The sequence below is a fragment of the Variovorax sp. FG153 genome, assembly GCF_057809595.1.
In genome coordinates this window covers 14,106-32,134 of record NZ_JBMDKG010000029.1, presented here as the reverse complement: position 1 = coordinate 32,134, position 18,029 = coordinate 14,106, and the positions used below count along the sequence as shown (strand labels likewise).

The following is an 18,029-nucleotide window of genomic DNA, read 5'->3' as shown; positions in this document are numbered from 1 at the left end:
GGCGGCTCAGCGCGTGGCGAGGTCGCGCAGCCAGCGCACCGAATCGTCGAAGGCGCGGCCGGCCACGTCGGCGACCGAGACCGCCTCGAGGAAGCCGTGGATGGTGCCGGGGTAGAGCGTCTCGCTGACAGCCACGCCGGCCTCGCGCAGCCGCGCGGCCATCAGCCGGTTGTCGTCGTACAGCGGATCGCATTCGGTGACCACCATGCAGGCCGGCGGCAGGCCCTCGAGCCGGGCCGAGAGGCTGTGCAGGCGCGGGTCGGCGAAGTCGGCCGGCCCGCGCGCATAGAGGCCATAGAACCACAGCATCATGTGCAGCGACAGGCCGTACTCGCCCGCGCCGTAGCGCACCACCGAGTCGCGGTAGAGCTCGGTGCTGTAGGCACCGTAGTTCAGCAGCATGCCCAGCGGCAGCGCATCGCCCTCGTCGCGCAGCACCAGGCAGGCGCCGACCGAGAGGTTGGCGCCGGCCGAGTCGCCGCCGATGAAGAGCTGCGCGGGATCGATGTCGAGCGTGCCCGCATGGGCGGCCAGCCAGCGCATCACGTCCACGCATTCGTCGTGCGGCTGCGGAAAGCGCGCTTCGGGCGCGCGCGTGTAGTCGATGCCGATCACAGCGATGCCGGCGCGGCCCGCGTACTCGCGCATCACGCGGTCGTGGGTGTCGAGGCTGAACAGCACGAAGCCGCCACCGTGGATGTAGACCAGTGCACCCTGCAGCGCGCGCTGCGCGGGGTAGTGCACGCGGATGCGCACCTCGCCGTGGCGCGTGGGCACGCGGTGGTCGACGCTGCGCGCCATCTCGGGCCCGCCCCGCGTCCACGGCGCGCGCACCTTCTCGGCATTGGCGCGGCCCTCGGCGATGGGAATGGTGTGGCGCTTCGGATAGCGCGCGCCCTCGGCGCCCATCAGGCGCATGAACTCGACGATCTGCGGATCGAGCGGCGGCGGGGCGCTGGGATGCTGCCAGCTGTAGGGCAAGGGGGAGGTCACGCGAAGGCTTTCTCGGGAACGGGTTGGATGTCGATGGCGGGCTCGGCCAGCTCGTGCAGCGGCCGCGGCGTGGCCGCCAGCAGTGCCTGGGTGTAGGCATGGCGCGGCCGGTCGAACACCGCGTCGCGCGCGCCTTGCTCCACGATGCGGCCGCGCTCCATCACGATCACGCGGTCGGCGATCTGCTCGACGGCCGCGAGATCGTGGCTGATGAACAGGCAGGCGAAGCCATGGTGCTGCTGCAGGCTCTGGAACAGCCGCAGCACCTGGGCCTGGATCGTCATGTCGAGCGCGGACACGGGCTCGTCGGCCACCACGAAGGCGGGCCGGCGCACCAGCGCGCGCGCGATCGCCACGCGCTGGCGCTGGCCGCCCGAGAGCTCGTGTGGGTAGCGCGCGCCCAGGCCGTCGAGGCCGACCTCGTCGAGCGTCTCGGCCACGCGCCGCAGGCGCGCCGCGGCATCGAGCTCGGGCAGGTGGCGCAGCGGCTCGGCCACGATCTCCTGCACGCGCATGCGCGGGTCGAGCGAGGAGAAGGGGTCCTGGAACACGAGCTGGCAGGCCAGCCGGAAGCGGTGCAGCGCTGCGCGGCCGGCGGTGCGCACGTCCTCGCCGCGGAACAGGATCTGCCCGGCGTTCGAGGGCGCGAGCCGCAGGATGGCGCGGCCCAGCGTGGTCTTGCCCGAGCCGCTGCCGCCCACCAGCGCGACCATCTCGCCCGGGTGGATGTCGAGGTCGAGCGCATCGATGACGGGCACCGGCGGCTGGCGCTTGAAGAAACCGAGGCGCGCGCCGGGATAGCTCACGCCGAGGCCGCGCACCTGCAGCAGCGGCTGGCGCGTCTCGGCGGTTGCGGGCTTGGCGGCCTGGCGGCGCGGCAGCGCGTCGACCAGCTTGCGCGTGTAGGCTTGCTTCGGCGCGACCAGGATCGACGGCACCTCGCCGGTCTCGACCAGCCGGCCCTTCTCGAGCACGATCGCGCGCTGCGCATAGCGGCCCACCAGGCCGAGGTTGTGCGTGATCAGCAGCACGGCCGTGCCGTTGTCGCGCGCGAGCTCGACCATCAGGTCGAGCACCTCGCGCTGGCTCAGGGTGTCGAGCGCGGTGGTGGGCTCGTCGGCGATCAAGAGGCGCGGCTTCAGCAGCATCACGCTCGCGAGCATGATGCGCTGGCGCATGCCGCCCGAGAACTCGTGCGGATAGGCCTGCATGCAGCGCTCGGGGTCGGCGATCTGCACGCGGCGCAGCATCTCGAGGCTGCGCGCGCGGATCTCGGCGGCCGACAGCCGGTGGTGCATGCGCAGGCCCTCGGCCATCTGCTCGCCGATGCGGTGCACCGGGTTGAGCGAGACCATCGGCTCCTGGAACACCATGCCGATGCCCGGGCCGCGGATCGGCCGCATGGCCTGCGCGTCGTGCCGGCTCAGGTCCTGGCCGTCGAACACGATGCGCCCGCCGGTCTGCGCGATGCCGGGCGGCAGCAACTGCAGGATGGCGCGCGCGGCCATGGTCTTGCCGCTGCCCGATTCGCCGACCACGGCGAGGAATTCGCCGGGCCGGACCTCGAACGAGAGGTCGTGCACCAGCGGCTGGGTGCCGTGGCGCAGCGCGATCCTCAGGTGCTCGACCGAAAGAACAGGAGAGGGGTTGGAAGGCGCGCTCATGACTTCTCCGTCCGCGGATCGAGCCGGTCGCGCAGCGATTCGCCCAGCAGGTTGATGCCCAGCAGCGTGAGCGCGATGCACAGGCCCGGCACCACGCACAGCCAGACGGCCGAGACCATGTAGGGCCGCGCGCTCGAGAGCATGTTGCCCCAGGTGGGTGCCGGCGGCGGCACGCCCAGGCCCAGGAAGCTCAGCGCACTCTCCGACAGCAGCACCCAGCCGAACATGCTGGTGGCCAGCACGGCGACCGGCGCCACGCAGTTCGGCAGGATGTGGCGCCACATGGTGTAGATCTCGCCGTTGCCGATCATGCGCGAGGCCTCGACGTATTCGCGCTCGCGCAGCGACAGCACGGTGCCGCGCACCACGCGCACCACCGAGGGCGCGTAGGCCAGGCTCAGCGCGAGCACGATGCCCCACTGGTTGGCGCCCACGATCACCATCACGGCCAGCGCCAGCAAGAGGCCCGGGAAGGCCAGCAGCGTGTCGTTGAAGGCCATCAGCACGCGGTCGGTCCAGCCGCGCACGAAGCCCGCGACCACGCCCACCACCAGCCCGATGGCGGTGGCCAGCGCGACCGTGAGCAGCGCCACCAGGCAGCTGGTGGAGGCGGCGCGCATCGCGCGGCTGGCCACGTCGCGGCCGAACTCGTCGGTGCCGAGCCAGTGCGCCATCGAGGGCGCCTGCAGCTTGGACTTGAGGTCGATGCCGACCGGGTTGTAGGGCGTCCAGACGGCTGCCACCACGGCCAGCACCAGCAGCGTGGCGATCAGCACGCCGCCCACCAGGGTATGGGTCTTGATCTTCATCACTGCACCGACACCCGCGGATCGAACAGGGGATAGCACATGTCCACGACCAGGTTGATGACCACGTAGATGCAGGCGGTGAACAGCAGGCAGCCCTGCAGCACCGGATAGTCGCGCGCGAAGATCGAATCGATCATCAGGCGGCCGAGGCCGGGCAGGGTGAACACCGTCTCGAGCACCGCGATGCCGCTGAGCAGGTGGCCGAGGATCAGCCCGATCATGGTCAGCGTGGGATTGAAGGCGTTGGGCAGCACGTGGCGGCGCAGCACCTGCGACTCGGGCACGCCCTTGGCGCGCGCATGCGTCACGTATTCGAGCCGCAGGATCTCGATGGTGCTGGCGCGCGACATGCGCGTGAGCACGCCGGTCTCGACCAGCACCAGCGTGACGATCGGCAGGATCACGTAGAGCACGCCCTGCGAGAAGCTCTCCGACAGCGGCACGTAGCCCACCACCGGCAGCCAGTGCAGGTACTGGCCGAAGAACATCAGCAGCAGCAGGCCGAGCCAGAAGCTCGGCACCGAGAGCATCAGCGTGGCCGCGCCGATGATGGCGAGGTCGGCGGGGCGGTCCTTGCGCCAGGCGGCGACCAGGCCGGCGGGCACGGCGATCAGCGAGGCCAGCGCCACCGCGACCAGCACGATGACGGCGCTGACCTGAAAGCGTTCCCAGATCAGCGGCAGCACCGGCAGGCCGTTGGTGGTCGAGACGCCAAGGTCGCCGCCCAGCGCCTGGCGCAGCCAGACCAGGTACTGCAGCGGCAGCGGCTGGTCCAGGCCCATCTGGTGGCGCATCGATTCGAGCTGGGCCGGGTCGGCCCCTTCGCCGAGCATCAGCAGCACCGGGTCGCCCGGGATCAGCCGCATCAGCGCGAAGACCGCGATGGAGACCAGCAGCAGCGTCGGTATCGTCATCGCGATCCGGCGCAGGAGGTAGGCGGGCATGAAGGCGCGGCCCCCGTCAGCCGCCGGCGGCGGCCAGCCGCACGTTCCAGAAGCGCGGCTTGGCCGGCGCCCAGCCCTTGAAGCCGACCACGTTCTTGCGCATGGCGGTGGCGTCGCTGGCGTTGAACAGCACGATCATCGGCACGTCCTGCAGCATCTGCTTGTGCATCTCGTCGAACAGCGCCTGGCGGCGCGCCTTGTCGCGCGAGACCATGGCCTCGGCCAGACGGGTCTGCGCATAGGCGCTGTCCCAGACCTTGCGCGGCTGCGCGGCCTTGTCGCCCGACACCATCTCGTAGTTGAGCGCGGGATCGATGCGCGCCGAGTAGACGAAGGCCATGCTCTGGTACTGGCCCTTGGTGTAGCGGTCGAGCTGGGTGGCCCAGTCGAGCACCTCGAGCTCGATGTTGATGCCGGCCTCGGTGGCCATGGCCTGCACCAGCACGGCGGCCGAGTAGAGCGCCTCGTAGCGCTTGTTGGCGATCATGCGGATCGGCTGGCCGCGGTAGCCGGCCTCGGCCAGCAGCTTCTTCGCGGCGGCGATGTCGCGCTTGAAGCCGCCGGCCTGCGCCGCGTCGTAGTAGGGGCTGGTCGAGGGCACGACCGAGTTGTTGACGGCCGACAGGCCCTCGGTGACCGAGCGCGCGATCTCGGGCGTGTCGAGCGCCAGCGCCAGCGCGCGGCGGATGCGCACGTCCTTGAGCACGGGGTCGTTGGTCTGCAGCAGCAGCGCGACCATGGTCATCACGGGCGTGGTGTCCACGCGCACGTCGGCGCGGCCGCGCATCTCGATCACGTCCGACGGGCTGGGGCTGATGAAGGCGTCGATGCCGCCGCTGTAGAGCGCGGCCTTGGCCGCGGCCGAGTCGGGGATGACGACGAAGCGCAGGTTCTCGACCTCGGCCTTCTTGCCGCCCGTGAGGCCGTCGCGCGGCTCGGCGCGCGAGGTGTAGCCGTCGAAGCGGGTGAGCTCCACGTACTGGCCGCGCTTCCATTCCTTGAGCTTGTAGGGGCCCGTGCCCACCGGCTCCTTCCACTGGCCGTCGGCGCCGACCGAGCTGCGGTGCAGGATGGCCGCGCCGCCGCAGTCGGGCCGCGCCATCATGGTGAGGAACAGCGCGCTCGCGCGGTCGAGCTTGAACACCACCGTCTTCGGGTTCGGCGCCTCCACCGAGAGCACCTTGGTCATGCCCTTGCCGTCGAACTCGCTGAGGCAGCGCCAGCCGCTTCCGGGCTTGAGGTAGCGCTGCCAGCTCCAGACCACGTCGTCGGCGGTGAGCGTGGCGCCGTTCTGGAACTTCACGCCGTCGCGCAGCGTGAAGGTGTAGCTCAGGCCGTCGGCCGAAGTGTCGACCTTGCTCGCGAGCATGGGGCCGACCGAGGTGTCCTCGCGCAGCGCGACCAGGCCCTCGCCGATGTGCAGCAGCACGTTGTCGGTGTTGTCGTCGCGGTTGCCGCCGGGGTCGGTGCTGCGGATGTCCGAGTTGATCTGGATGCGCAGCGTCTGGCCGGCGCCGGGCGCGCCCTGGGCGAAGGCGGTGCCGGCGGCGAGGCCGAGCGCCAGCAGGGCGGCGGCGCGCGAGACGGAAGGCGGGCGGGCGGGGGGCACGGGTGGGTTCATGGCAAACACTCCTGGCGGGGGCTGGGCCGGTCGGGATCGGATCGGGAGGAACTCAGAGGGAATATTCGGTGAAGCGGTGGGCCTTGAAGGGCGCCGGCGCGATGCGCATCTTCCGTGCCGCCGGGTCCATCACGATGGTCGCCACGGTGGCCGAGGAGGCGCCGCCCGGGCCCGCGCTCGGGCTGCGGCAGACCGCGCGCGGCGCGCCGAAGCGGTCCTGCAGCGCGTCGAGCACGTCCTGCTCGGTGAGGTCGCCGGCGCGCTTGCGCAGGGCCTCGGTCACGCGGCGGTCGCGGTAGAGCGAGTCGGGCGTGGTCTCGAGGCTGCGATCGACCACGCGCGCCAGCGCGGCCGGCGTCTTGAAGTGGTTGGCATGCACCAGCACGCCGTCCTCGGGCTGCTGCCAGAACACCTGCTCGGGGCAGGTCTCCAGGCTCACGGCCTCGCCCTCGGCATGGGTCAGGATCATGTTGTTGGAGATCGAGCGCGCGCTGCGGCAGACCACGCCGAGCGCATTGGCGTAGAGCTCGGACTGCAGGATGCCGCGGCGGATCAGCGCCAGCGGCACGCCCTGCTGGCGGCCGTCGCTGTCGGCCTTGATGAAGTTGCCGGTGACCGCGATGCCCGCGCTGTTGAGCCCGGCGCGCGCCAGCGTGCCCGCCTCGGCGAAGGTCAGGATGGCCGGGCCCTTGGCCGGCTGGATGCGCAGCACCACGCCGAGCTCGAGGCTCTCGACGCGCCAGTCCCAGTTCTGCGCGTGGATCAGCTTGCCGTCGCGCGCGGCCGAGGGCATGACCACCACGCCGGTGCAGCCGTCGGGCGGCTCGGTGGCCTCGAGCTGCTGGAAGGCGTAGAGCATCTCGCTGCGCGCGTTGAGCGCCACGATGTCCTCGGCCGGCACGCCCGCGCCCTCGGCCACGCCCTCGATCTCGCGCAGCATGCCGGCGTCGAAGGCCTCGACCAGCGGCATGAAGCGGCGCGCCAGCGCGCGCGTGCGTTCCCAGTTCAGGCCCACGCGCTCGAAGGCGGCGCGGTAGGTGCGCAGGCTCAGGTCGATGCGGTCGCCGGCCGCGCGGCCGTACTGGCGGCCGCACTGGGCGGCGTCGCCCTCGATGTCGTAGAGGGGGAAGGATTCGATGTCCATGGGGTGCGGTCCTCGGGAATTCAGGCGGGCGTGTCGGTGGGCTGGGCGGTCTGGGCGATGGCCTGGCGCAGGCTGTCGACGATCTGGTCGACGTGCCGGCGCTCGAGCGTGAACGGCGGCGACAGCGCGATCGTGTCGCCGACCGAGCGCACCAGCACGCCGGCGTCGAGGCAGTGCTGCGCCACGGCCTGGGCGTGCGTGCCCGGGCCGGCGGCCCAGGGCTGCAGCTCGATGCCGGCCAGCAGGCCGACGTTGCGCACGTCGATCACGCCGGGCAGGCCGCGCAGCGCGTGCAGGCCTTCCTCGAAATAGGGCGACAGCGCCGCGGCCTGGGCGATCAGGCCGTCGTGCACATAGGCGTCGAGCGTGGCCATGGCGGCCGCGCAGGCCAGCGGATGGCCCGAGTAGGTGTAGCCGTGCGAGAGCTCGACCGCGCTCACGCTGCCCTGCATGAAGGCGTCGTGCACCGCGTCGCGCATCAGCACCGCGCCCATCGGCACCGCGCCGTTGGTCAGGCCCTTGGCGGTGGTGATGAGGTCGGGCTTCACGCCGAACAGGTCGGCCGCGAAGTTGGTGCCCAGACGGCCGAAGCCGGTGATGACCTCGTCGAAGATCAGCAGCACGCCGTGCCGGTCGCAGATCTCGCGCAGGCGCTTCAGGTAGCCGCGCGGCGGTGGCAGCACGCCGGTGGAGCCGGCCACCGGCTCGACGATGACGGCGGCCACGGTCGAGGCGTCGTGCAGCGAGATCAGCGCCTCGAGCGCGTCGGCCTTGTCGAGGCCGTGCGGCGGCTCGCCGCGCGAGAAGGCGTTGCGCGCCAGGTCGTGCGTGTGCGGCAGGTGGTCCACGCCGTTGAGCAGCGGCCCGAAGGTGCTGCGCTGGCGGCCGATGCCGCCGACCGAGATGCCGCCGAAGCCCACGCCGTGGTAGGCGCGCTCGCGGCCGATCAGCCGGTAGCGGCCGGCCTCGCCGCGCGCGCGGTGGTAGGCCACCGCGATCTTCAACGCGGTGTCGACCGACTCGGAGCCCGAGTTGGTGAAGAACACGTGGTTCATGCCCCCGGGCGCCATCTGCGCGAGCCGCTCGGCCAGCGTGAAGGCGGCCGGGTGGCCGATCTGGAAGTTCGAGGCGTAATCGAGCACGTCGATCTGCGCCTTCAGCGCGGCGCTGATGCGCGGGTTGCGGTGGCCGGCGTTCACGCACCACAGGCCGGCGATGGCGTCGAGCACGCGGCGGCCGTCGGCGAGGTCGTAGTAGAGGCCTTCGCTGCCGACGATCAGGCGCGGCGATTGCTTGAACTTGCGGTTGGGGGTGAAGGGCATCCAGAACGCGTCGAGGGACGCGGGCAGGGCGGGCGACGCCGCGGCGGCGTCGGGGGTCGAAAGGGTGTCGGCTGCGGCCACGAGGGTTTTCTCCGTTGGGACGCGACCCGGCGCTCGGGTCGTCGTGGGCCGATCTTGGAGCGTGGATTGTATTTTTGTCGCAAGATGTACATGGTTTTTTGCGGTCAAAAATACAAAGTCGGCGCGATGATCGGCGCCACTCGCGATTCCTCCCCGGAGAACCTTGGATGGCCGAAGCACAGATGGACACGCCCCCGGCGCCGCCGGCGTCGCAGATCGCGCCGCTCGCGCAGCGCGTGAGCCGCTACATCCTCGACCAGGCCCTGGCCGGCGGCTACGAGAACGGCCGGCACATGACCGAGGCCGACCTCGCGAGCCGGCTCGGCATCTCGCGCACGCCGGTGCGCGCCGCGCTGCGCTTCCTGCACGAGCGCGCCTTGCTGGCCCACGTGCCCAACCGCGGCTACACGCTGGTGGCCGACCGCGAGGCGCTGGGCCGCGCGCGGCGCGAGATGCCCGAGGACGAGGAGAAGACCCTCTATTACCGATTGCTGCGCGACCGCCTCGCGGGCAAGCTGCCGACGCGCGTCAACGAGCTCGAGCTGGCGCAGGCCTACGACGCGCCGCGCCCCTTGCTGCGCACCGTGCTGACCACGCTGCTGCAGGACGGCGTGCTGCGCGGGCGCCATTACCAGCGCTGGGAGTTCACCGAGACCCTCGACTCGGTCGAGAGCGAGCGCGAGAGCTACCGCTTCCGCCTGATCGTCGAATGCGCCGCGCTGCGCGAGCCGGGCTTCCGCATCGACCATGAGCGGCTGCTGGCCTGCCGCGAGCGGCAGCAGAGCCTGCTGGCCCAGGCCGCGCGCTACAACTGGATGGACTTCTTCGAGGCCAACGCGCAGTTCCACGAGCTGCTGGCCAGCTTCTCGGGCAACCGCTTCGTGCTCGACACCGTGCAGCAGCAGAACCGGCTGCGCCGCATGTCGGACCTCTCGGACTATCCGCTCGTGAACGTCGACCTGCTGCACAAGTCCTGCCGCGAGCATCTCGAGATCCTCGACGCGGTCGAGGACGGCGACCTGGCCCGCGCCGCCGAAGGCATGCGGCTGCACCTGAGCCGCGCCAGCGAGCTGCTGGAGCGGCGGGTGATGGGCGTGCTCGGCGACTGACTGAATCCGCAACCCAACCTTCTCTTCTTTCTTCTCTTCATGACGCAAGACAACACAGCGCTGGCCGCCGGCTGGCGCGACGGATTCCCCACGGCCGGCGCGCCCGTCACGAGGCCGCGCGAATGCCCGGTGTTCCAGCCGCCGGACAACCGCTGGGCCTTCTCGCACCTGCGCGAACTGCAGCCCACGCGCAGGGTGGGGCGCGGCAACGCGCCGGTGGCCGAGCTGCCGCGCGCGATGCGGCCCGAGATCGATGCGTTGCCCTTCGCGCGCTTCGGCGATGGCGCGCCCACGACCTGGCTCGCGGCGCTCGAGGCCATCCATGCCGACGGCGCCGTGGTGCTGCATCGCGGGCGCATCGTCTACGAGCGCTACTTCGGCGCGCTCGATGCGCAGGGCGAGCACATGGCGATGTCGGTCACGAAGTCGGTGGTGGGCACGCTCGGCGCCATGCTCGCGGCCGACGGCACGCTCGACGAGAACGCCTTCGTCACGCACTACATCCCCGAGCTGGGCGACAGCGCCTTCGGCAGTGCGACCGTGCGCCAGGTGATGGACATGACCACGGCCATCGACTATTCGGAGGAGTACGCCGACCCCGATGCGGGCGTGTGGAAGCACGCGCGCGCCGGCGAGCTGCTGCCGCGCCCGGCGGGCTACGCGGGCGCCGAGGGCTACCGGCAGTTCTTGCAGAGCGTGGGCGCGGCGCGCGACGGCACCGTGCACGGCCAGGCCTTCGCGTATCGCACCGTCAACACCGACGTGCTGGGCTGGCTGATCGCGCGCGCGGCCGGGCAATCGGTGGCCGGCCTGCTGGGCGAACTGATCTGGTCGCGCCTGGGCGCCGAGCAGGACGCCAGCTTCGCGCTCGACGGCCAGGGCGCCGAGTTCGCGGGCGGCGGCTTGTGCACCGGCCTGCGCGACCTCGCGCGCTTCGGCGAGGCGATGCGGCTGGGCGGCTTCTACAACGGCGCGCAGATCGTGCCCGAGGCCGTGGTCGCCGACATCCGCCGCGGCGCCGACCCGGCGCGCTTCGCGCTCGCGGGCTACACCCGGCTGGCCGGCTGGAGCTACCGCAACATGTGGTGGGTGGCGCACGACGCGCACGGCAGCTTCACCGCGCAGGGCATCCATGGCCAGGCGCTGCACATCGATCCGGTGGCCGAGATGGTGGTGGCGCGCTTCGCCTCGCATCCGCTGGCGGCCAACGCCCACCTGCCGACCTCGATGCCGGCCTTTCGCGCGCTGGCCGCGCACCTCATGGGCGAGGGCTGATCAGCCGGCGATCAGCGCGGCATCGACCACCCGCACGCGGTGGTCGATGTAGTAGCCGCCGAACTCGGTGTAGCGCAGCACCAGGCGCGCGCAGGCGCTGCAGCGGTAGACGTCGCAGCGGTTGTACGGGAAGTGCGCGACCGAGATCGGCGCCTCGGGCGAGTCGTAGCGCGTGCCGGCCGGGTGGAATTCCTCGAACGTGGGTTCGTAGGCCTCGGGGTCGCGCAGCGTGCCGACCTGTTCCATCAGCGCCTTGGGCCAGCGTTCCTCGGTGATGCTTTCCCAGGCCCTGGCGTCCTGCAGGCGGCAGGCGCAGGTGGGGCGCGTGGGCGTGGCGGCTTCGGCGAGCCGGCGGAGGGCGGGGGTGTCGAGCAGGGGTGGGGCGGTCATGCGTTGGGGAGGGGCCGATGTTCTGAGCGCCCTTCCGGACCGGTGAGTCTAGTGCGCTGTATGTCGGGACCGCAGCCCCAGGGCGCATGGCCGTACAGAGGGTTGGGCAGCCCTCTGCACGCAGGTCATTTCAGCTTCACGTCCTCATGCGCCAGCCGAGCCTCGCTTCGGTCCGAACCGTCGATGTCGGCCGGGCGCTGGTGCCCGCAGCAGATGCTGCCTTCGGTCGGCCGGATTCTGCCGTTCGGAGGTCGGGCATTCATTTTTTACGCCATAAATTGAAACGTTTATTAACATTTCGAAATGAATGATAAACGCTATGGCGAAATTCAGGTCCTGCAGGAGATTGGCGGAGTCTTTCTGAACAACGTGCTGGAGCCGCTGGCGTTCCAGGACGGGGGACTGGCTGCCGCTGCCAGATTTCATGGCGCCCGATTGGCTGTGCGTCGCACCGAAGGTGCATTTGCATGACGTCGCAATCAAGATTCGAAGGCATCCAGGTGCTCAGAGGGGGGGCGGCCTTGTTGGTGTTGCTGGTTCACGCCGGCATCGTGCTGACCTTTCCGATGGATAGCCCGTACTACGGCTTTTTCAAGGAGGGGGCTGCGGTGGGCGTTGACCTCTTCTTCGTCATTTCCGGTTTTGTCGTTGCCATGGCTGCGCAGCGTTCTGAGGCGAAGAGCTTCCTGCTGAATCGCTTGACGCGCGTGCTTCCCTTGTACGTCGTGCTCTCGCTGCCTCTGGTCGCCATTGGGCCGATGACCGCAATCAGGTGGTGGAACACGCTGGCCTTTGTTCCGGCCTTCGACGTGGGTCGCTACACCAACCCGGCGCACCAGTTCGGCTGGACCATCGGGCTCGAGTTGTGGTTCTATGTCGTGATGGCGGCTGCTCTTCTCGTCAGCGGTCGCCATGTCTTGAGAGTCTTTTGCATTGCGATGCTGGTCATGGTGTTCTCTCGGGTTTTCTACACCGGAGACTGGCTGTTGCCCATCTATCTGGGGCATCCGATGGCGCTCGAATTCCTGGCTGGGGTCTGGATCTATTCGTCGCGCCGTTACTTGAGGCAATGGATCGGTCTTCCGCTGCTCCTTGCCGGTTGCTGGCTTGGTTGGGACCAGACGAATGACCGAGCCTTTCTCGGCGCGCACATGGTCATCCTCGCGCACTATGACGCGGCAATGATGCGGGCTCTGGCCTGGGGCGTCCCGTGCGCACTGATCGTGGCCGGATTCGTGGCATGCAACGGTTTGGTTCGGTGGCCGCGGCCGCTGCGATGGTTTGGCGACATCAGCTATAGCTTCTACATGGTGCAGCCGTTCAGCTTGCTCGCGTTGAAAGGGCTGGACTTTCCAAGCTGGCCAGTTGCATGGGCCGTGTTTTTCGCCGTGAACCTCGGTTTTGCAACTGCCTCGCACAGATACCTCGAGGTGCCGCTCACGAGGTGGCTCCGCGGAGGGGCTTGGCGTCCAGACGCTGCCATCGCGACGAGCAACTAGTCGTTGCGATCGTCAAGTTGCGCTTGATCGCAACGCCGGAGTCGCGCATATCCGTTTCATTGGTTGGCGGCGTCGGTTTCCTTGCTTCGGATCCTTGGCGTGCAGGCTCAAGGCGGATCGTCGAGCAGCACCGCCCCCGGCCCCGCGGCGCCCAGCCTGTCGCCGGGATTGCGCAGCGGGCAGTCGGTCATCGACAGGCAGCCGCAGCCGATGCATTCGCCGAGGTCGTCGCGCAGCCGGGTCAGCACGCGGATGCGTGCGTCGAGCTCGTCGCGCCAGTGGGCGGACAGCGCCTTCCACTGCGCGGCATTGAGGATGCGCCCCTCGGGCAGCCGCGACAGCGAGTCGCGGATGGTCTCGAGCGGAATGCCCGTGCGCTGCGCCACGCGGATCACCGCGATGTGGCGCAGCACCTCGCGCGGATAGCGGCGCTGGTTGCCCTCGCTGCGCCAGCCCTTGATCAGCCCCTTCGATTCGTAGAAGTGCACCGTCGAGACGGCGACGCCGCTGCGTCGGGCGACCTCGCCGACGGTCAGGACCTTGGCGGGCTCGGCGGGATGGTTCTCTGGCATGGGGAGGAAAGGCTCGGAGTCGGATCGGCGTCTTATAGGCGATATGGGCGATGTGGTGCTCAGCCGCCGAGCTGCCGCCGCAGGTGGCTCGCGATCGCCGCCGCGAGCAGCCCGCCGATGATGGAGACGTGCTCGAGCGCGAAGTACAGCGACAGCGTGGCGCGCGGCTCGGGCAGCGACCAGAAGCGATGCACGATCGCGATCGTGAGCAGCAGGAACACCGAGAGCGCGCCGGCGCCCAGCCACACGGCGCGGTCGACCAGCAGCAGCAGCGAGCCGGCCAGCAGCACGAAGATGGTGGCGACGTTGAAGGCCCAGGCCGGCTCGAGGCCCGCCGCGCGCATCTCGCCCACCCCGCCCGCGAAGTTCAGCGCCTTGGCGAGACCCGACGCGGCAAAGACCACGGCAAGAAGTATCCGGGCTGCCAGCCACAGAAGTTGGCTTTCCAACGCGGCATCGATCCACGACCTCATCAACACAGCTCCTGATTTCGGCGGGATATTCGTTGCCGCCATGGGTTCATCGGTGAAGCTCACGCGGGTATTCGGGTGAGCGCGGCGGACTGTAAAACCTCAACCAAACTTGAGGTCAAGCGCTGTCGCCATGCAGCGGAATGGCCGGGTGCGCTACGCTCGCGCCCTGCGCGCTTGCAACCGAGAGAAGCGGCGGCGCCCAAAGAAATCGAATGACACCGAACGAGAACCCAGAAAACGCCGGGCCCGGGCCCGATCCAGTGCGAGGCCCTGAAGCGGCCCAGGCGCTCGAGGCGATGCGCCTATCGGTCGCGCCAATGATGGACTGGACCGACCGCCATTGCAGGTATCTGCACCGCCTGCTGAGCCGCCACGCGCTGCTCTACACCGAGATGGTGACGACCGGCGCGCTGGTGCATGGCGACGTGCCGCGGCACCTGCGCTTCAACGCCGAGGAGCATCCGCTGGCGCTGCAGCTCGGCGGCAGCGAGCCGGCCGATCTGGCGCATTGCGCGAAGCTCGGCGAGCAATGGGGCTATGACGAGATCAACCTCAACTGCGGCTGCCCGAGCGAGCGCGTGCAGCGCGGCGCCTTCGGTGCCTGCCTGATGAACGAGCCGCAACTGGTGGCCGACTGCGTGAAGGCGATGGTCGACGCGAGCAGCGTGCCGGTGACGGTGAAGCACCGCATCGGCATCGACAAGATCGAGAACTACGAGTTCGTGCGCGACTTCGTGGGCCAGGTCAGCGAGGCCGGTTGCAAGACCTTCATCGTGCATGCGCGCAATGCCTGGCTCAAGGGCCTGAGCCCGAAGCAGAACCGCGAGATCCCGCCGCTGCGCTACGCGCTGGTGCACCGGCTCAAGCACGACTTTCCGGCGCTGAAGTTCTCGATCAACGGCGGCATCACGCTCAATGCGCAGGTGCACGAGCACCTGCGGCTGCTCGACGGTGTGATGGTGGGGCGCGAGGCGTACCACAACCCCTGGTGGCTGGCCGAGTGGGACGCCGAGTTCTTCGGCGCGGCGCCCTCGGAACGCACGCGCGAGGAGGTCGAGACCCTGATGTGCGACTACATGGTGCGCGAGGCGGCCGAGCACGGCACGCCGTGGTCGAACATCGCGCGCCACATGCTGGGCCTGCGCAACGGGTTGCCGGGCGCGCGCCGCTGGCGCCAGGTGTGGAGCGACCACCGCATGAAGAGCAAGTCGCCGCACGAGGTGATGGCGATCGCGCACGAGCCGGTGGCGCAGGCGGCCTGAGCCGCGCTCCTGCTTCTTCTCAGGCCGCCATCAACGTGGCCTCGGGCACGTCCTCGATGGTGGTGCGGCGCAGCTCGCGGCGCTCGGCGATGTCGTAGCGCCGGCCGCGGTGCAGGGTGCTGCGGTTGTCCCACATCACGAGGTCGTGCACCTGCCATTCGTGGCGATAGACGAACTCGCGCTGGGTCGCGTGCTCGAGCAGGTCAGACAGCCGCATGCGGGCCTCGGCCACGGGCCAGCCGACGATCTCGCGCGCATGCACGCCCACGAACAGCAGCTTGCGCCCCGAGCCCGGATGCGTCTGCACCAGCGGCCAGGTGGCCGGCGGGATGGTCTTCTTCTGTTCGTCGGTGTAGGCCTCGTCGCCCAGCAGGATGCGCGTGTGCAGCGCGTAGTGCTCGGCGCTCAGGCCCTCGAGCTCGGCCTTGTCGCGCTCGGGCAGGGCGTCGTAGGCGGCGCGCAGGTCGGTGAACTCGGTGTTGCCGCCCCAGCTCGGCAGCACCAGCGCATGCAGCATCGAATAGGCGGCGCGCGGGTTCTGGAACGAGCTGTCGCTGTGCCAGAGCTGGTTGGCGAAGTTCGAGAGGTTCTTCGGCGAATCGCGGCGCGAGACGTTGCCTTGCGCGTCGACGTTCGAGATGTCGATCAGGCGCTCGTCCTCGAGCCGTTCGGGGCGCTTGAACACCTTCTTGAGGCCGAGGTCGAGCGGCCCGAAGGCCTTGGCGAAATCGATCTGCTGCTGGCCCGTGAGCGGCTGGCCGCGCCACACCAGCACGGCATAGCGGTTCATCGCGGCGTTGATCTGCCTGACCTCGTCGCTCGAGAGCGGCCGGGCGATGTCGATGCCGCGCGCTTCGGCGGCGAAATGCGGATGCAGGGGGGTGAGTGCTAGGGGCATGGGAAGGGTGTCCGGATGGAAGAGGGGCTCACTCGGGCTGGATGCCCGCGTCGGCGATGACGCGCGCCCAGCGCTTCATCTCCGACTGCACGAAGGCGTCGAACTGCGCGGGCGTGGAGGCGACCACCTCCATGCCCTGTTCCTCGACGCGCTTGCGCATCTCGGGGTCGAGCAGCACGCGGCGCGTGTCCGACTGGATCTTCTCGATGACCGCCGGCGGCGTGCCGTGCGGCGCGATGAAGCCCAGCAGTGCATTGACGTGGAAGCCGGGCAGGGTCTGCGCGACGGTCGGATAGCTGAAGCCGGGCACCGGCTTGTCGCCGAGGGTGGCGATCAGCTTCATGCGGCCGGCCTTCACGAAGGGCAGCACCGAGAGGAAGGGGTCGACCACGAGGTCGATGCGACCGCCCATGAGTTCGGTGTGCGCGGGCGAGCTGCCCTTGAAGGGCGCGTGCAGCATGTCGAAGCCCGCCTCGCGCTTGAGCAGCTCGGCCCCCAGGTGGGTGGTGCTGCCGGCGCCGGGCGTGCCGTAGGTCAGCTTGCCCGGATTCTTCTTCGCATAGGCGATCAGCTCGGCCAGCGTGTTGAAGGGCGCGTCGGGCCGGGCCACGATGGCCAGCTGCAGGTTGGCGATCTGCGTGATGCCCGCGATGTCCTTGAGCGTGTCGTAGGGCAGCGTCTTGCGCAGCGAGGGATTCACCGCGAACGAGGAATTCACCATGCCGATGGTCAGCCCGTCGGGCGGGGCCTTGGCGACGAAGTCGGCACCGATGGCGGTGCCGGCGCCGGGCTTGTAGTCGACGATGACCGGCTGGCCCCAGCCCTCCTGCAGCTTCATGGCGATGAGGCGGCCGACGGTGTCGGTCGGCCCGCCGGGGGCGAACGGCACGATGAGCTTCACCGGTCCCTTGGGGAATGCGGCCGGCGCGGCGGCCCGCGCGAAACCCGGAAGGCCGGCGCCGGCCAGCAGGCCGAGGCCGGTGCCAAGGAGCTCGCGGCGGCGCGGCGACGGCGGGGAGAAGTGGGGGTTTTGTCTCGTCATCTCATTATTTTGAAACTGTGTTCCGAAATAATGATCTCCCAAAGTTCTCGCGTCAACCCGTTTTTGCTGAAAAATGGCAACAAAGATCAATCAGGGAAGCAAAGGTTTCTAAAAATGAATGACGCGATTGGCGGCAGGGAAGAGGTGAGCGCGCTCGCCCGGGGACTGGCCCTGCTGAAGGTGATCGGGATGGCGGCGGCGCCGATGGGCAATCGCGAACTGGCGGATGCGACGGGCATTCCCAAGGCGACGGTGTCGCGGCTCACGGCCACCCTGGTCGGGGCGGGCTACCTGCGGCAGTCGCAGGACAGCGAGCGTTTCAGCCTGGGGCCGGCGCTGCTCGACATGAGCAGCCGCTACCTGCGGCACTTCGACCTGCGCACGGTGGCGCGCCCGCATCTCGCGGCGCTGTCGGACTTCGCGGGCGCGAGCGTGCACATGGGCGTGCGCGACGAGCTCGACATGCTGATCATCGATTCGTTGCGCCCGCGCTCGGTGATGATCAGCTCGCGCATCGAGGTTGGTTCGCGCATGACGATCGCCACCTCGGCCGCCGGACGGGCCTACCTGGCCTCGCTCGCGGCGCCCGAGCAGGAGGCGCTGCTGGCGCAGATCCGGCAGGAAAGCGGCGAGAACTGGCCGCGCATCGAGCCGGGGCTGATCGCCAGCATCGAGGAGTACGCGCGCGTGGGCTACTGCGGCTCGTTCGGCGAATGGCATCCGCACATCCATGCGCTGGGTTTCGCGCTGCGCGGCCCGCGCGGCGAGCGCTACGCGGTGAGCTGCGGCGGCCCGGCCTACCTGCTGCCCAAGGACACCATGCTCGCTCGCGTGGCGCCGCGGCTGCTCGAGACGGCGCAGCGCATCGCGGCCGAGGCGGGCACGGTCGATCTCGATTGAGTGAAGAGAAGCGGGCCGCCGCGCGGCCCCG

18 protein-coding genes are annotated in these 18,029 nt (G+C 69.7%); 6 read left to right on the top strand and 12 right to left on the bottom strand.

What is annotated here, in order from left to right; translation table 11 throughout:
• Nucleotides 1–6 precede the first annotated feature (6 nt).
• Genes ACODT0_RS26670 through aptA form a run of 7 tightly spaced genes read right to left on the bottom strand, consistent with a single transcriptional unit; the run spans nt 7 to nt 8,578 of the window.
• On the bottom strand, nt 7–993 hold the full coding sequence (locus ACODT0_RS26670; RefSeq protein WP_412179696.1) for an alpha/beta hydrolase fold domain-containing protein: 987 nt from the start codon (nt 991–993) through the stop codon (nt 7–9).
• On the bottom strand, nt 990–2,657 hold the full coding sequence (locus tag ACODT0_RS26665) for an ABC transporter ATP-binding protein (RefSeq protein WP_489042717.1): 1,668 nt from the start codon (nt 2,655–2,657) through the stop codon (nt 990–992). Before ACODT0_RS26665 ends, ACODT0_RS26670 begins: the two co-directional genes overlap by 4 nt.
• Complete coding sequence (locus tag ACODT0_RS26660) at nt 2,654–3,466, bottom strand: ABC transporter permease (RefSeq protein WP_057595421.1); 813 nt, start codon at nt 3,464–3,466, stop codon at nt 2,654–2,656. Before ACODT0_RS26660 ends, ACODT0_RS26665 begins: the two co-directional genes overlap by 4 nt.
• Complete coding sequence (locus tag ACODT0_RS26655) at nt 3,466–4,410, bottom strand: ABC transporter permease (RefSeq protein ID WP_057595422.1); 945 nt, start codon at nt 4,408–4,410, stop codon at nt 3,466–3,468. Before ACODT0_RS26655 ends, ACODT0_RS26660 begins: the two co-directional genes overlap by 1 nt.
• Before the next feature lie 16 nt (nt 4,411–4,426).
• Nucleotides 4,427–6,031, bottom strand: a complete 1,605-nt coding sequence (locus ACODT0_RS26650) for an ABC transporter substrate-binding protein (protein WP_479672205.1) — start codon at nt 6,029–6,031, stop codon at nt 4,427–4,429.
• Nucleotides 6,032–6,083: 52 nt separating this feature from the next.
• Nucleotides 6,084–7,175 carry a C45 family autoproteolytic acyltransferase/hydrolase gene (locus ACODT0_RS26645; RefSeq protein WP_422097317.1) on the bottom strand — a complete coding sequence of 364 codons (1,092 nt, stop codon included), beginning with the start codon at nt 7,173–7,175 and terminating at the stop codon, nt 6,084–6,086.
• Nucleotides 7,176–7,195: 20 nt separating this feature from the next.
• Nucleotides 7,196–8,578, bottom strand: coding sequence for an omega-aminotransferase AptA (gene aptA / locus ACODT0_RS26640; protein WP_489042716.1), 1,383 nt, complete (start codon nt 8,576–8,578; stop codon nt 7,196–7,198).
• Between the two features lie 167 nt (nt 8,579–8,745).
• On the opposite strand from aptA, the gene ACODT0_RS26635 reads away from it, so the two are divergent.
• A complete protein-coding gene (locus tag ACODT0_RS26635) occupies nt 8,746–9,687 on the top strand; it encodes a GntR family transcriptional regulator (RefSeq protein WP_413763827.1) in 942 nt (313 codons plus the stop codon).
• Between the two features lie 39 nt (nt 9,688–9,726).
• Nucleotides 9,727–10,962, top strand: a complete 1,236-nt coding sequence (locus ACODT0_RS26630; protein ID WP_489042715.1) for a serine hydrolase domain-containing protein — start codon at nt 9,727–9,729, stop codon at nt 10,960–10,962.
• Here ACODT0_RS26630 and ACODT0_RS26625 read toward each other — a convergent pair whose 3' ends face one another.
• Nucleotides 10,963–11,352 carry a hypothetical protein gene (locus ACODT0_RS26625; protein WP_489042714.1) on the bottom strand — a complete coding sequence of 130 codons (390 nt, stop codon included), beginning with the start codon at nt 11,350–11,352 and terminating at the stop codon, nt 10,963–10,965.
• A gap of 303 nt (nt 11,353–11,655) precedes the next feature.
• On the opposite strand from ACODT0_RS26625, the gene ACODT0_RS26620 reads away from it, so the two are divergent.
• Both ACODT0_RS26620 and ACODT0_RS26615 read left to right on the top strand, forming a co-directional pair.
• Nucleotides 11,656–11,823, top strand: a complete 168-nt coding sequence (locus tag ACODT0_RS26620) for a hypothetical protein (RefSeq protein WP_479672209.1) — start codon at nt 11,656–11,658, stop codon at nt 11,821–11,823.
• Nucleotides 11,820–12,851 (top strand): acyltransferase family protein, encoded by a 1,032-nt coding sequence (locus tag ACODT0_RS26615; RefSeq protein WP_479672210.1) that lies wholly within the window; start codon nt 11,820–11,822, stop codon nt 12,849–12,851. Before ACODT0_RS26620 ends, ACODT0_RS26615 begins: the two co-directional genes overlap by 4 nt.
• A gap of 107 nt (nt 12,852–12,958) precedes the next feature.
• Here ACODT0_RS26615 and soxR read toward each other — a convergent pair whose 3' ends face one another.
• Nucleotides 12,959–13,423, bottom strand: a complete 465-nt coding sequence (soxR, locus tag ACODT0_RS26610; RefSeq protein WP_057593633.1) for a redox-sensitive transcriptional activator SoxR — start codon at nt 13,421–13,423, stop codon at nt 12,959–12,961.
• Nucleotides 13,424–13,482: 59 nt separating this feature from the next.
• Nucleotides 13,483–13,872, bottom strand: a complete 390-nt coding sequence (locus ACODT0_RS26605; protein WP_489042713.1) for a DoxX family protein — start codon at nt 13,870–13,872, stop codon at nt 13,483–13,485.
• Nucleotides 13,873–14,108: 236 nt separating this feature from the next.
• Here ACODT0_RS26605 and dusA point away from each other — a divergent pair, with 236 nt between their 5' ends.
• Nucleotides 14,109–15,158 carry a tRNA dihydrouridine(20/20a) synthase DusA gene (dusA, locus tag ACODT0_RS26600; RefSeq protein WP_489042712.1) on the top strand — a complete coding sequence of 350 codons (1,050 nt, stop codon included), beginning with the start codon at nt 14,109–14,111 and terminating at the stop codon, nt 15,156–15,158.
• A gap of 19 nt (nt 15,159–15,177) precedes the next feature.
• Here dusA and ACODT0_RS26595 read toward each other — a convergent pair whose 3' ends face one another.
• Both ACODT0_RS26595 and ACODT0_RS26590 read right to left on the bottom strand, forming a co-directional pair.
• Nucleotides 15,178–16,056: a TauD/TfdA dioxygenase family protein gene (locus tag ACODT0_RS26595; RefSeq protein WP_489042711.1), complete on the bottom strand. Its 879-nt coding sequence runs from the start codon at nt 16,054–16,056 to the stop codon at nt 15,178–15,180.
• Nucleotides 16,057–16,084: 28 nt separating this feature from the next.
• Nucleotides 16,085–17,098 carry a tripartite tricarboxylate transporter substrate binding protein gene (locus ACODT0_RS26590; protein WP_413763823.1) on the bottom strand — a complete coding sequence of 338 codons (1,014 nt, stop codon included), beginning with the start codon at nt 17,096–17,098 and terminating at the stop codon, nt 16,085–16,087.
• Nucleotides 17,099–17,212: 114 nt separating this feature from the next.
• Between ACODT0_RS26590 and ACODT0_RS26585 the strand changes: the two genes are divergently transcribed.
• Nucleotides 17,213–17,998, top strand: a complete 786-nt coding sequence (locus ACODT0_RS26585) for an IclR family transcriptional regulator (protein ID WP_057593637.1) — start codon at nt 17,213–17,215, stop codon at nt 17,996–17,998.
• The last annotated feature ends 31 nt before the right edge of the window (nt 17,999–18,029 follow it).